This is a genomic window from Clostridium sp. CX1 (assembly GCF_025398335.1).
GTDB lineage: Bacteria > Bacillota > Clostridia > Clostridiales > Clostridiaceae > Clostridium_AM > Clostridium_AM tanneri.
In genome coordinates, this window is sequence record NZ_JAODOO010000024.1 from 1 (window position 1) to 13,593 (window position 13,593).

Genomic DNA, 13,593 nt, shown 5'->3' on the forward strand with positions numbered 1-13,593 from the left:
TTTTATAAAGTAGAACTGTTATATTAACATTTATGCAGTTTCAGCTATGTCGTTATCATTATTACCAGAGTCTTTATCTTCTAACAGTTTTACAAGCTTCTTATCAAATAAGAACAGTAATGCTGCACATACAAATAAGATGACCGGAATGATAACATAGGACTGCATTATTGGATATTTTGAAGCAATAGCATACAGGTATCCATAGGATTTACCTGCAACAAAGGTAGCAAAAATCCAAACTCCCATTAATACTGAGTAGATTTTGTTTGGTGCGTACTTAGTAACAAAGGAATTTCCAAGTGGTGAGAACAACATTTCTCCTATACTAAGAAGTATACCAAATGCTATGATCCAAACTATGCTTGCCTTAGATGTATCTGCTGCCCCTACACCTCTTGAAAGTTCTGCAAATACAAGCATCAAGAACGACATTCCTAGAAAACCAAGTCCTAGCGCTAACTTTTTGAATAAACTTAAATCACCCTTAGGACCCTTGGAAAGCTTAAACCACAATGCGGCTAATACTGGTCCAAGAGCAATACATACCAAACCATTTAGAGAGTCGAACCATGAAAGAGGCACTGCAAAGCTACCTAGATTCATGTTAACGAACTGAGCGCCGTAATCGTAAACAGCCAAATAAGTTAGATACCAGAATACCCAGAATACAACTGAAAACATAGATACTAAGACAATTGCAAAAACCTTTCTTTTCTCCACTTTTGTTAATGGCTTGACTTCAGTTTCAACTTTCTTTTCAACGTGTTTACCCTCTTTAAAAGGCTTTTTACCTACTTCTCCAAGAAATCTTGTCCCAAAAAGAAACCATAAAGCATCAATAAGACAGATGGCACCGCATACTTGAAACGCAGGTCTAAATCCCTGAATAGCACCATTTGCAAAAGTAGTTGCTACAAGAATACCAACAAATGTTGTTCCAATAAAGGATCCCAAGTTAACAAAGGAATATTGAACTGAAAATGCTGAATCCAGCTGTTTCTCATCTTCAAATAAAGAACCGTTAATTGCGGAAACATTACCTTTGAAAAGGCCCGTACCAATGGCTACAAGGGCCACCATTATATTCATAGTTGTAACACTGGTTGCGAATCCACCTACAAAGTATCCCACAGCCATCAAAGCTAATCCAACAGGAATACAGTATCTAGCGCCGATATATCTATCGGAAATGTATCCACCAACAATAGGTGCAAGGTAAGTAAAAGCAACAAGATTTGATTGAATAAGTGCAGCCTCAACCTTTGTGAGACCTAATCCACCTGTTACCACCGTAGCAGCAACAAAAACGAAAATTAAATACTTGGCAGAATAATATGCCATTCTTTCTAACATGAATGATATTGAACAAACATAGAAACCAAAAGGACGTTTGTTCTTTGCTAGTGTTTCACTCATAATTTTCCTCCTTTGAATATATTTTTTATTTCTCCTGTATAGGATTTCAGCCACACCCTCTATCCATCACTTAGGTGCTCTGCTAATTTCTCGTACACAAGTTTATGATAACTATTTAATATAGTTTTTCATCACCGTTAAGCTCTTCCGTATTTATGACATACGAATATATTGGAGCATAGATAACTGCATAAAAATACAAATTTTCTGCTTCAACTTTTTTGGTGTAATCTGGAATACTTTCCTTCAACAAGAAAAACGTTTTCACCAACTAGTCTATGGCAACTTTCTCATATTATACTGATAAATTAGTTGTACTTAATGTTAATTAAACTTTTTTCTTAGTACTAATAGTTTGACCTTTATCATTACCATAATTTTGTTTTAAGCACTGCAAGATTTAACTCACAATGTAATTATATGATATAGCATTATTTTGTCAAGTAAATTTAAAATATCAACCTCTTATTAGACAAAATTCTAAGCTTCTGACAGAGTTTACCTATGGTTATGGTTTAATATGTCTATTATAATGACAATTAAAGACTTTTCTCATATCTGAAACTTAGAATTTGCTAATTAAAAATTTAACTTATGTTATTTTACAAAGCGTCCCTGTTCTGGTACCGCAATTTCTTTAAAGTCATTAACTAACATTAGTAGGTGTTCTCTTAATTTCTCTCCCTTCATTGGTAAACCATGACTGACTATTGCCAATGCCGGCTTTAATTCTGCAATTTTTTTCACTGATTGCTCTGCTGCCTTCCAGTCTGTAGTTAAATATTTAGGTGGTCCACTTATCTGTTCTTCTTGGCTAAGCACGGAGAATAGTGATTCCTGTTTTAAAGTACAGAAGGCATCTGCTGCTATAACTGTACGGTCTCTATCACGAAATAATGAAATATGCCCTTCTGTATGTCCCGGTGTATGTATCCAGGTCCACTCTGGCATACCAGGCACTGTTCCATCCTGTGGTAAAGAGTGAATCTTATCACCTAGATTTAAAGCCTTGTGCGGGAAGGCTGAAGACATTTCTGATACCAATCCACCATCTACTGTTGAGTCTCCTTGAGGATAGTCCTTCTTCCCTGTAAGATAAGGAAGCTCTAACTGATGAGCGTATACTGGTATATTCCAATGATTTGCTAAATTAATCACTGATCCCACATGATCAAAATGACCATGAGTAAGTATAATTGCTTTCGGTTTAGTATTCTTACCAAATCTTTCCGATACCTCTTTTAAAATAAAATCTGTTGAATTTTCCATACCTGTATCCACAAGAACAAATCCATCTTTACTTCCTACTAAACAGGCATTAACAATAGTAAATTGTAAAAGTACAATGTCTTCTGTAACTTGTTCGGATTTCATGGTAACATTAGATATTTTGTGAAGCATTTCAGTTATCATTATAAATACCTCCAGTAAATAACTTTAATTTACTCATATTCTATAGATATTATGTGCATATTAAAATCACTATATTACTAGAAGCTTTAACTATCCAATAGCCTTGTCAACTTCTTCACAAGTTTGTTATTTTCAAAACATGGTTATATAACCAATATTAAAAGACTGATGTCAAAATATATAATCATCAGTCTTCTTTTATAGTAAAGCCTTGTTTAGGAACTCCCAATTTATATTTTTTATCTGATGGATAAAATCTTAGCACTATCTTTGCGGAAAATAATCCCACTATAACTCCTGTTAAGATATCTGATGGATAATGCACAAAGAGATATAGTCTTGATAAGGCTATCAGCACCGCTAGTATAGTAATCGGCAATCTATATTTTTTAAACTGAGTTGCTAGTATACCTGCAGCAGCAAAGGCTGTTGATGTATGCCCTGACGGAAAAGAGTATGATGATGGCTTAGGTATTATTAAATCAACAGTTGGCACTAGTACAAAAGGTCTCTGTCTTTGAAATAAATGTTTCAATATTCCTTCTCCAATAATAGTATTCACCAATAATGCTAGTCCACATATTAATCCAATCCTTCTATACCTTTTGGTAATCACTAAAGCAACTGTTATAGTGATCCAAAGTATGCCTCCATTTCCCAAATAAGTTATGAATGGTACTATTCTATCTAGTATAGGATTTTGCAAATTATCATGGATAAACCTTAGCAAATTTAGGTCCATATTTTGTAGGCTTTGCATCACAATTACCTCCCCTTTATCCTAAATATAAGGTTTCATTTTAATAACCTCTTCCTGATAGTATATATAATACAATATTTTTTTTACTTATAGTAGTACTTTTTATTGTCATTGGAGGAGTAATTAATGGATTATTTATTCCTAATTTTAGCTTTAGTGGTAACTATAATTAAGAACAACTTGGAAGCAAGGTAGTAGGTTCCTGGATAATCTTCTTTAGTGATAACTATAATTAAGAATAACTAGCTTATAAAAAAGTAATAATAAAATAAATACTACTAGTTTAAAGGAGAGAATTTTCATGATTGAAGGTATTACAGGATACGTTTCAAATGCTTTAATTGACAATATGCTTCCAAAGTTACTTACAACTCAGTACGGTGAAAATCTTTTTGACACAGTAACAACTGCACAAAAGGTAACAGTTCATGCAGCACTAGAAGCTTGTTTGAGAGGAGAACTGGGAAAAGCACTTGAACGCCCTTTAGGAAGTCCTAATGTGCATTCCTACTGGAGTAAACTTTTCTTAAATCCTACTCAGTTGTTTTCACTGCCTACAGCTGATAACACTACTATAAGCACAGAAGTTACAATAGGAAAAAATGCAAAAAAACCATTAAAGTTAAGCATGCCTATAATGATTTCAGCAATGTCCTATGGTGGTTCCTTAAGTCTTGATGCAAAGGTTTCATTAGCAAAAGCTGCTAGTAAAGTAGGTACAGCTACTAATACAGGTGAATCTGCTCTTTCAAATGAGGAAAGAGAAAGTGCCAGCCTTCTTATAGGTCAATATAATCGATATGAAGTAATGAATACAAAAGATCAACTTTCAAGACTTGATGCTATAGAGGTGCAACTAGGTCAGGGTGCTTGGGGCGGTGCATTACCTGCTAATATTAAGGCAGATAAAATAAGACAACACATGCGAGAAACTTGGCACCTAAAACATGGGCAAGACGGAATTCGTGGAGCAAGATTTAAAGGTATAAACAGTTCGCAGGATATCATTAACTTGTTAAATAATTTAAAATCTCAGTATGATGTGCCTATTGGAGTTAAAATTGCAGGTACTCATTACATTGAAAAGGAATTAGACGTAATTTTACAAACAAATGTAGATTTTATAGTAATCGATGGTTCCGAAGGTGGTACCGCAGCATCTATGGTTACTCTGCAGGATGATGTAGGACTTCCAACATTGTATTCTCTATCAAGGGCAGCAAAATACCTGGATAGTAAGGGTGTAAAGAATAAGTATGACTTGATTATAACTGGCGGTTTAAAAACACCTGGAGATTTTGTTAAAGCATTAGCCCTTGGTGCTAATGCAGTTTATATAGGAACAATAGCACTTATGGCACTAATTCAAAGTCAAATTACTAAGGCTCTTCCTGAATATCCTGCTCCACAAATGGTGCTGTATAATGGAAAGCTAACAGACAGGCTCGATATTGATAGAGGCGCTGAAACATTAGCTAATTTTTTAACTTCTTCTGTAGAAGAGATGAAGCTAGTATTAATTGCAATGGGAAAGGATAACATAAACCAGCTGAATTCTAAGGATTTAGTTTCCGTTGATAAGGAACTCTCAGAGGTTTTAGGAATAGGCTACGCTGGTTATCCTTCTTAAATACTTAAGGAGAGTTCATTAATTTACCCTTGGGAATTAATGAACTCTCCTGTTTTATATCTCTACTTCATCTCTCTGCTCTTCTTTGAGCAAGTCGCCTTTTAAATATTTTGGCAGTTCCATGCCAGCTGTTTTGAAAACATCCTCTAGTGGTGGGATAGATTTCATCATTCCAGAAAGAAAATTAGCAGTAGCTGGTGTTCCATTACCGCCCATACTATCCCAAACAGTAATCTTATCAATTTTAATATTTTTAATAGCCTCAACCTGAAGTTTAACAAGTTCCTCCATTTTATCAGCCATCATAAGCATTACTGCATTTTGTGCATCATCTCCTGCTGCCTCTACGATCCTTTTAAAACCTTCTGCCTGTTTACTTAGTATTTCCATTGTACCTTTAGCCTGCGCTTCCATCTTAGCAAGTATCGCATCTGCTTCCCCTTTTGCCTGTCTTCTGATTCTCTCCGCTTCTGCTTCAGCATCAATTTCTGCTTTTCTTTTTTCAATTTCTGCATGGACTATAATATCTGCTTCCTTAGTTGCTCTTTCTCTTTCAGCACGAGACTTCTCTGCTAGCTCCTCTGCTATATATGCTTCCTCTAACGCCTTTGCTGCCTGAACCTTTTCTGCAGCTATAGCTCTCCTGTTTGCTTCCGCTTCCTTTTCTCTCTTTTCTGCCTCTGAGTTAGCAACAGTTATTTTTGCTAAATTCTCCCCTTGCAGCGCCTTAGCATTTGCTTCTGATACACTGACTCTCTCTTCTTGTTTAGCATTAGCCTCACCTATAGCTCCGTCACGGTTTTTCTCTGCAACAGATTTTTTTGCATCATTTATAGCTTTAGCTGCTGCTTCCTTACCGAGGGCTTCAATATATCCAGATTCATCCTTAATATCTGTTACATTAACATTTATAAGTTTTAAACCTATTTTCTTAAGTTCTGCTTCAACATTTTGAGAAACATTAGCAAGAAACTTATCTCTATCACAATTGATTTCTTCAATGTCCATTGTAGCTATAACCAGTCTTAGCTGACCAAATATAATATCTTTAGCAAGTTCTTGAATATCTCTTAGTTGTAATCCTAGCAATCTTTCAGCTGCATTAGGCATGATGGTAGGTTCTGTAGAAATACCTACAGTAAACCTTGAAGGAACATCAACCCTTATATTTTGTTTACTTAAGGCATTGGTTAAATTTACTTCTATAGAAATAGGAGTTAAATCTAAAAACTCATAACTTTGAATTACAGGCCAAATAAATGCTGCACCACCATGTATACATTTGGCAGAACGAGAAGCTCCGTCGTTCCCTTTGCCAGTTTTACCGTAAACTACAAGAACCTTATCTGATGGACATTTTTTATACCTGGAAACTACTGAAATAACAGTAATAAAAATTACCGCTATAATAACTGAAATTAGTATAATTGAAGAAAATTCCACAAGCAAATCCCCCTAACTTAGTTTATTTTTTCAACCAACAAAAGTTGGTTATCAACAACTTTAATAACTATTACTTTCTCTCCTGTAGTCAGTTTTTCTCCATAAGTAACAGCATCCATAGTCCTTAAGACCCCTTGCACCACTACCTGTATTTTTCCTGAGCCTTCCCCCTGTTTTGGTATGGTTAAATAAACTTCTCCTTCTTTTCCAATGGCATTATTAATATCCATGTTTCCTTCTTCTGTAAGTTTTTGAACAAAGTAATATATAAAGGAAACAACAAACATCATTATAAATCCTAAGGACATAGCTATTAGCAATGAAGTCAAATGCTCTTTACCATGCCTTTCAGCTACAATTCCTGCCCATGAAAACACGGTAAAAAATACAGTTATACTTCTTATTGTAAATAATTTAAATTTAACATCTAAAATACCTGATGAATTTTCATTGCCCAATATACTATGCTCATGAAAATCTTGAGACATATCTAAATTATGCACTTCAAAGTCATGTCCATTCTCTACTCCCAATAAAGTCATAATAGTCTGAATCACAAAAATAATACTGGAAGGAAAAGCCACTATCCAAAAAAACCTTTCGAAGACTGGTATACCATTCCACCATTCTATCATAACTCTCCCCCTTTCCCATTCAATACCATTATACCATAAAACTGTAAACCATCTTGCTTTTCTCATTAAATAATTTTGTTTATTTATAAATTCAGCCTTTTCCCTATTTATCTTTAGACTACCTATAGATAAATATTCCATAATATGATAATTTATTATCATGTATTTAAGTAAAGAATAACAAGAGAGGAGCAATGCACTTGGAAATTATTAAATCAATATTTTATTTTATACTAGCTGGATTATTTGAAATAGGTGGAGGCTACTTAGTGTGGATGTGGATAAGGGATGGTAAAAGTTTTTGGTATGGATTAGCTGGTGCTATTTCTTTAATTATCTACGGAGTTGTACCAACTCTTCAACCGCCTAACTCTAACTTCGGAAGAGTTTACGCCGCTTATGGTGGAATTTTCATAGTTCTTTCAATTTTATGGGGATGGAAGATAGATAACATAGTTCCTGATAGATTTGATTTAATTGGTGGATTTATCGCTCTCATTGGAGTACTAATAATTATGTATTCTCCACGAGGATAACAATACAAACAAATAGGTAAAGGAGTGGTGCATGGTGAATCAACAACTAATCAATTATGCTGAGGAAATTATAGATATATTTAGATTGTTAAGCAAAATTTTAAAAGGCCATATAACAAAAGAAGCAGATGACTTGGGTTTCACAGTTCCCCAAATAATGCTTATAAATATTCTATCTGAACATCCAGGGATCACCCTAAATGAATTAAGTAAAAGATTGAGCTTATCCAAAAGCACCGTTTCTGGAATTGTAGATCGTCTAGAGAAAAATGGCAACCTAATAAGAGAAATTCCTGAAGAAAATCGTAGAACTGTTAGAATATTTCTATCTGAAAACTGTCCGGACTTTAAGCGGATTAGAGATATTAAAACCCAACATCTTTCCAAAATTCTAGATGAATTAGGCATAGAAGAAACAGAAAAATTCCTTATTTCCTTCAATAAACTTAAGGACGCTACTATAAGTTATGAAAAAGATTTTCTCAAATAGTGGAATGACTTGTAATCTCATTCCACTATTCATTTAATATTTGGATGTAGATAAAGCAAATCAAAAAAAGCATTATGCAAACTAATATGTATCAATAACACTCTCCTATATCTTTTTTCTAAAAGTATATATTTCTAATCCCTTATAAAAGGTTTTAAGAGCTTGCTTATTAACTTTAAAAAATTAAACTCAACACTTTTATCTAAGGCTCGACTAGTCAGATTTCTGTTAAGTATGGAAACTAAAACATCCAGTTTATCATTATCCAGTTTTTCTAAACCTCTTCTAAGTACTAGCGAATCTTCGTAGGATTGTCGAAGTGGCTTAGTTAATTCATCATAACTTCCCTTTCTACATATATCCAAAGCTGCATATATACCCGTTAACATAGCTGGAATTTGCCCGCACCCGTAGGCAGGCATAATAGCACCAAAACAGTTTCCTGTAAAATAGGTGTTGTTAATCTTGGGCTTCTTACAAATACCTACCTTATATCCTTTAATACTAAAGTTATCAGTAATGTTTAAGTTATTTCCAACATCTTCTTGAACCTCTTGGTAAAATCTACTCCACAACTCATCCTTATCTATTCTATCTTCTTTTGTATACTCTGGATATGCAATAGAAATTTGTGCTCTACTTTGTGAAAAAGGCACTAAATATCCGTATCCTTTAGGTGCAAAATCATTATTATACCAAGTACTAATATGGCTAGGATTGAATTCTCCACCTATAGTAGCACCTATTATGCTAACCTGTAAATCCTGTGTGTAATTTTTCATGCTAGCGGCGTCGTCTCCGTTCCCTGTGGCTATTACAATATGTGAGTAATCCTTTAACAATTCATTATAACTACACTGAGAATTATAAATTATTTGGGATTTAATCTTTAAAAGTAGCTGATTCTCGAAAGAGTCCTCATGTCTTCCCCTAATATTAGAATAACCAAAGTTACCTTTTAAGTGTCCTTTTCTGTTTTTTGAATGTGCTGTTATTTCCTGCACCTCACTTATTGGTTTTAGGGTTATTCCATAGGTATCTTTCAAGTAATTTAAAGAATCACTTACTGGTCTTTCTAGTATATTAAAAATGTTCTCCATATTTACAAACCTGTCACCAACTCTACTTCTCTTTTCAAATATAGTAGGATAAATGCCCTGTTGTTCTAAAATAATGGCACAGGCTAGTCCGGATAATCCAGCCCCCATAATAGCAACTTTCATAAATCTACCTTCTTTCCTCCTTTTTATACTATTATTAGTTTAAATACGGCTATTTATTAAGCATTAAAAAACTAAAAAGCTATTACATCTTTAATATATGATGTAATAGCTTTTTGCTATTCAATAACTACCGCTGTACCTGCTGCAGTTACCATGAGCATATTTCCTCCTTGCCCTAGTACCTGATAATCGATATCCACTCCTACAACAGCATTTGCACCTAAATTAGAAGCACGCTGCCTTAACTCTTCTATTGCATTTTCTCTTGCTTCTATCAATTCTGTTTCATAGGACTTTGATCTTCCGCCAAAGAAATTTGTTAATCCTGCTGCAAAGTCCTTTATAAAATCAACACCGGATATAACCTCGCCAGCTACAAGTCCTCTATACTCGATAATTTTTCTTCCTTCAATATTATTGGTAGTAGTAATAATCATTTTTACTCCTCCTTGATATATTTATAAAATTGTGAATATAAATATATATTTTACCATAACTATATTTTTATAAGCAAATATATTGAGATAAGTTTTAACATATCATGCCTAATAAGATACTAATAAGTTTTTTCATGATTTTTTATACCAACTTGCTAAATATAGTTAAAAAAATTAGTGCAGGAGGGACTGCACTAATTTTTAGGGTTATAGGGCTTTATAATTTATTTCAAACTATATTCACCTTTTTATATAGCATTTTTCATGCCAATAGTTCAAACATTGATTTATCTTAATTACATATTGAATTTTTTCATAATGATATTTTTATAATTTCAATATGATAATAAATTGCCTGTTTTTTTCATATTGAAACTTTTTCTCATTATAACTTATAATACATTAGAATTTTGACATCCCTCCATACCTATATGATGTTATTTTTTTAATTTTCCACTATGATATAAAATAGAGGCAATAAAAGCACCTAAAACCTTAACAAGAAGATCTGTTGCAGTATCAATAAGACCACCTTTTACCATATTACTTTTAAATAAATAATCTCCTACAAATTCAAATAGTTCCCATAAAGTACCTAATGCAATTGAAAAACTAAATGCAAATATTGTGTTGAAGAAAATAAATCGTTCTTTACTACTCCCTTGTTTATGTCTATATATACCTTTAATTAAGTATAATGCAATTATAACCATATAAAAGCCTGACACAAAATGAAGAAGTAAATCCCACCACCAGAACTTAGTATATAGCCTTCCTATTTCTCCAAAATATTGTGCAGAGAAAATAAACGCCATTACTACTACCTGAAAACTCCTTGGAAGATCTATCTTTCTCTTCTTAGCCAAATACGTTATTGCAAAAGGAATCGAAATAGATATTATACTTAGAATAGATAAAAATAAGTTTTTCCATTCTTTCGTTACAGTGCTTGCAACAGCTGTTATTAATAAGATTACCTGAAAAACTACAAACAATATGTTACTTATAACCTTTTTATTATTCATTAAAATCACTCTGCTTTACTATTTATAATTTAAGTTTTTTATTTTACAATACTTGTTAAAGTAAAGCCAATAACAAATCTATTTTTATCAATGTATACTTAAATTATACAATTAGCTTAAGCTCTTAACTATTTTGCAGTTTTAATATCATTTACAATTTTTCTTTCTGAAACTGTGTCATATCCAATAGCCTTCTTAGGACATGCTATTGCACATTGGGCACATTGAATACAATCCGGATGGCTTAGAACATCTCCTTTATATTCGTAAGGTGATATACCCATTGGACATTTCCTATGGCATATCTTACAAGATACGCAAGATGAAGCTACCTCTAATATCTTTTTATCTTTTCTTAAGCTTGATATCAAGGCTGATATACTCCCCATTGGACAGAAGTGACACCAGGTTCTGTGATTATAGAATAATGACAAAACTATACCTATTAAAGTAGTTATCATTATTATTCTATAGAATACCATACCTATTCCATAAAGGTTACCCCAATTTTGCTTAACACCTAACCCAAACATAGTAAACATAAATATTATAACAGCAATTCTAAAGAATTTAGATTTTAAAAATTCTGGAACCTTTCTCTTCTTGCTAAACCTTGATACTATATTGTCGTAAAAGTTTCCTCTTGGACATAAATTACCACACCAAAATCTTCCCTTGATGAAAGATACTAAAACTGGTGCAACCATACATATAGTAGCAACTACTGCCAATCTCAAATCAAACATACCTGATATTGCAAAACCAATTAATAGTGTAAAGGAATACTTTTTCCATAACCTTAAAAACTTATCCATAATTCACTCTCCTAATAAAGTTCTACTCGAATATACCCCTGTAGGGTATATTATAAATATTATTATATATCCTTTATTTTAAATGTCAAGTACTTCAAACTACAGTCTTGAATACAATATGACATTTTATAGAAATAATTAACTCTTTTTTAACCTTAAATTAAAATTTTATTAAAACTCTCCTCTATGAATCTAATGTTTTTTTCTATTCACTATGTTATAATATTTACATTGTATAACATTCATATATCTCAATATTATAATATATGGATATTGCCACATATTCTATTACTTTATATAAAGAATTCTTCATTATTATTGAAAGAAGGTGTTGAACTTTTGAATAACGTATCGCTAATCTTAGCTTTTGCTGCAGGCCTAATTTCCTTCTTATCTCCTTGCGTTTTACCACTTGTGCCTGCTTATGTAAGCTACTTTACTGGGGTGTCTGTAAAAGAAAATACCAGTAGAGAAGCTAAACTAAATATTTTAAATAAATCTCTTGGATTTATTTTAGGATTTTCTATGATATTTATAATAATGGGAGCTTCAATTACTTCTTTAGGTCAGTTATTAATTAAAAATCAAAGTATATTTAGAAAAGCAGCTGGAATTTTAATATTTGTATTTGGATTACATACTTCCGGAATTTTTAGGATTAAGCTTCTATCTCATGAAAAAAAACTTATTTCTTTTAAAAGCAACAAAGGAATCTTAGGATCATTTCTTATGGGTATGGCTTTTGCTGCTGGTTGGACTCCTTGCGTAGGGCCTATTTTATCTTCTATACTTTTATATGCTGGTAGTATGGACACTATAGGAAGAGGAATTCTTCTTCTGACTGTTTATTCATTGGGTCTTGCTGTACCCTTCCTTCTAACAGCCTTAGCTGTAGGAAATTTATCTAGTAAAATTAGTAGATTACCAAAATATCTAAAAATAATATCTGTAGTTAGCGGTACGCTAATGATGATAATGGGAATTTTAATTTTTACTAATAAGATTGCTATTCTAAGTGGCTATCTTAATTTTATCAATTTCTAAAGTTTAAATATTAAATAATTGCACTTGAAAACAGCTGTATTATGTTAATATTTACATAACAGCAGTCAATCATTAATATAGTCAAAGCTTATGACTGATTGATATTATAGGATATAGACCTTGTAAAAAATCATAATAATATGGATTGGAGAACTGATGTGAAAAAGAAAATATTATTAGCAGTTTTGTTACTTATACTTATTGGTGGAGCTTCTTATGACTACTTTATATATAGTAAAAAACCTACTCAGAATAACAATGGTGTAAATATTAAAAATGTAAAGACAAAAGCTCCTGACTTTAAACTTAAAGATCTTGATGGTAAAGAAATTTCTTTAAGTGATTTTAAAGGAAAAAAAGTCTATATAAATTTCTTTGCAACCTGGTGTCCGCCTTGTAAAGAAGAAATGCCTGATTTAGAAAAACTTTATCAAGAAACGAAAAACAGTGATTTAGTAATATTAGCAATTAGTGGTGGAGAGGATAAAGCTACAGTAGAAAATTTCGTTAAAGAAAATAATTATAACTTTAAGGTACTGCTAGACCCAGACGGTGTTGCTAACATAAGTTACAATATATCCTCAATTCCAACTTCTTACTTTATCGATGAAAATGGTAATATCGTAAATAAGCGTGCAGGACTTATGACTTTAAATCAAATGAAGGCTTATGTAGAAAATATTAAATAATTCGACGTTATATTTTAGCAAAAAAGTTCAGTAT

General features: G+C 32.5%; 15 protein-coding genes. 5 read left to right on the forward strand and 10 right to left on the reverse strand.

The features are described 5' to 3' along the window. Positions 1–30: 30 nt before the first annotated feature. The 4 genes from N4T77_RS18460 to N4T77_RS18475 all read right to left on the reverse strand — a co-directional run bounded on the left by N4T77_RS18460 (position 31) and on the right by N4T77_RS18475 (position 3,592). Positions 31–1,419 (reverse strand): peptide MFS transporter, encoded by a 1,389-nt coding sequence (locus N4T77_RS18460; RefSeq protein WP_261673339.1) that lies wholly within the window; start codon positions 1,417–1,419, stop codon positions 31–33. 115 nt (positions 1,420–1,534) lie between these two features. After that, the gene (locus N4T77_RS18465) at positions 1,535–1,669 is read right to left on the reverse strand and encodes a hypothetical protein (RefSeq protein ID WP_261673340.1); all 135 of its coding nucleotides are present in this window, start codon (positions 1,667–1,669) and stop codon (positions 1,535–1,537) included. A 347-nt stretch (positions 1,670–2,016) separates the two neighbouring features. Next, entirely contained in the window at positions 2,017–2,832 is an 816-nt protein-coding gene (locus N4T77_RS18470; protein ID WP_261673341.1) for an MBL fold metallo-hydrolase, read from the reverse strand. Positions 2,833–3,019: 187 nt separating this feature from the next. Next, complete coding sequence (locus tag N4T77_RS18475; protein ID WP_261673342.1) at positions 3,020–3,592, reverse strand: phosphatase PAP2 family protein; 573 nt, start codon at positions 3,590–3,592, stop codon at positions 3,020–3,022. Between the two features lie 301 nt (positions 3,593–3,893). On the opposite strand from N4T77_RS18475, the gene N4T77_RS18480 reads away from it, so the two are divergent. Further along, entirely contained in the window at positions 3,894–5,222 is a 1,329-nt protein-coding gene (locus tag N4T77_RS18480; protein WP_261673343.1) for an FMN-binding glutamate synthase family protein, read from the forward strand. A gap of 54 nt (positions 5,223–5,276) precedes the next feature. On the opposite strand, the gene N4T77_RS18485 is transcribed toward N4T77_RS18480, so the two are convergent. Both N4T77_RS18485 and N4T77_RS18490 read right to left on the reverse strand, forming a co-directional pair. Then, entirely contained in the window at positions 5,277–6,665 is a 1,389-nt protein-coding gene (locus tag N4T77_RS18485) for a flotillin family protein (RefSeq protein WP_261673344.1), read from the reverse strand. 17 nt (positions 6,666–6,682) lie between these two features. Further along, complete coding sequence (locus tag N4T77_RS18490; protein WP_261673345.1) at positions 6,683–7,366, reverse strand: hypothetical protein; 684 nt, start codon at positions 7,364–7,366, stop codon at positions 6,683–6,685. A 134-nt stretch (positions 7,367–7,500) separates the two neighbouring features. Between N4T77_RS18490 and N4T77_RS18495 the strand changes: the two genes are divergently transcribed. Both N4T77_RS18495 and N4T77_RS18500 read left to right on the forward strand, forming a co-directional pair. Beyond that, complete coding sequence (locus N4T77_RS18495) at positions 7,501–7,836, forward strand: YnfA family protein (protein WP_261673346.1); 336 nt, start codon at positions 7,501–7,503, stop codon at positions 7,834–7,836. Between the two features lie 34 nt (positions 7,837–7,870). Continuing rightward, positions 7,871–8,326: a MarR family winged helix-turn-helix transcriptional regulator gene (locus N4T77_RS18500; protein ID WP_261673347.1), complete on the forward strand. Its 456-nt coding sequence runs from the start codon at positions 7,871–7,873 to the stop codon at positions 8,324–8,326. A 134-nt stretch (positions 8,327–8,460) separates the two neighbouring features. Here the strand turns inward: N4T77_RS18500 and N4T77_RS18505 are convergent, their stop codons facing one another. The 4 genes from N4T77_RS18505 to N4T77_RS18520 form a co-directional block, all read right to left on the reverse strand. Beyond that, positions 8,461–9,549 carry an NAD(P)-binding protein gene (locus N4T77_RS18505; RefSeq protein WP_261673348.1) on the reverse strand — a complete coding sequence of 363 codons (1,089 nt, stop codon included), beginning with the start codon at positions 9,547–9,549 and terminating at the stop codon, positions 8,461–8,463. 116 nt (positions 9,550–9,665) lie between these two features. After that, positions 9,666–9,986 (reverse strand): heavy metal-binding domain-containing protein, encoded by a 321-nt coding sequence (locus N4T77_RS18510; protein ID WP_261673349.1) that lies wholly within the window; start codon positions 9,984–9,986, stop codon positions 9,666–9,668. Between the two features lie 437 nt (positions 9,987–10,423). Next, positions 10,424–11,011, reverse strand: a complete 588-nt coding sequence (locus tag N4T77_RS18515; RefSeq protein WP_261673350.1) for a hypothetical protein — start codon at positions 11,009–11,011, stop codon at positions 10,424–10,426. Between the two features lie 128 nt (positions 11,012–11,139). Then, a complete protein-coding gene (locus N4T77_RS18520; protein WP_261673351.1) occupies positions 11,140–11,826 on the reverse strand; it encodes a 4Fe-4S binding protein in 687 nt (228 codons plus the stop codon). Positions 11,827–12,165: 339 nt separating this feature from the next. Here N4T77_RS18520 and N4T77_RS18525 point away from each other — a divergent pair, with 339 nt between their 5' ends. Further along, positions 12,166–12,870, forward strand: a complete 705-nt coding sequence (locus tag N4T77_RS18525) for a cytochrome c biogenesis CcdA family protein (RefSeq protein ID WP_261673352.1) — start codon at positions 12,166–12,168, stop codon at positions 12,868–12,870. A gap of 158 nt (positions 12,871–13,028) precedes the next feature. After that, complete coding sequence (locus N4T77_RS18530) at positions 13,029–13,559, forward strand: TlpA disulfide reductase family protein (protein WP_261673353.1); 531 nt, start codon at positions 13,029–13,031, stop codon at positions 13,557–13,559. Positions 13,560–13,593: the final 34 nt, after the last annotated feature.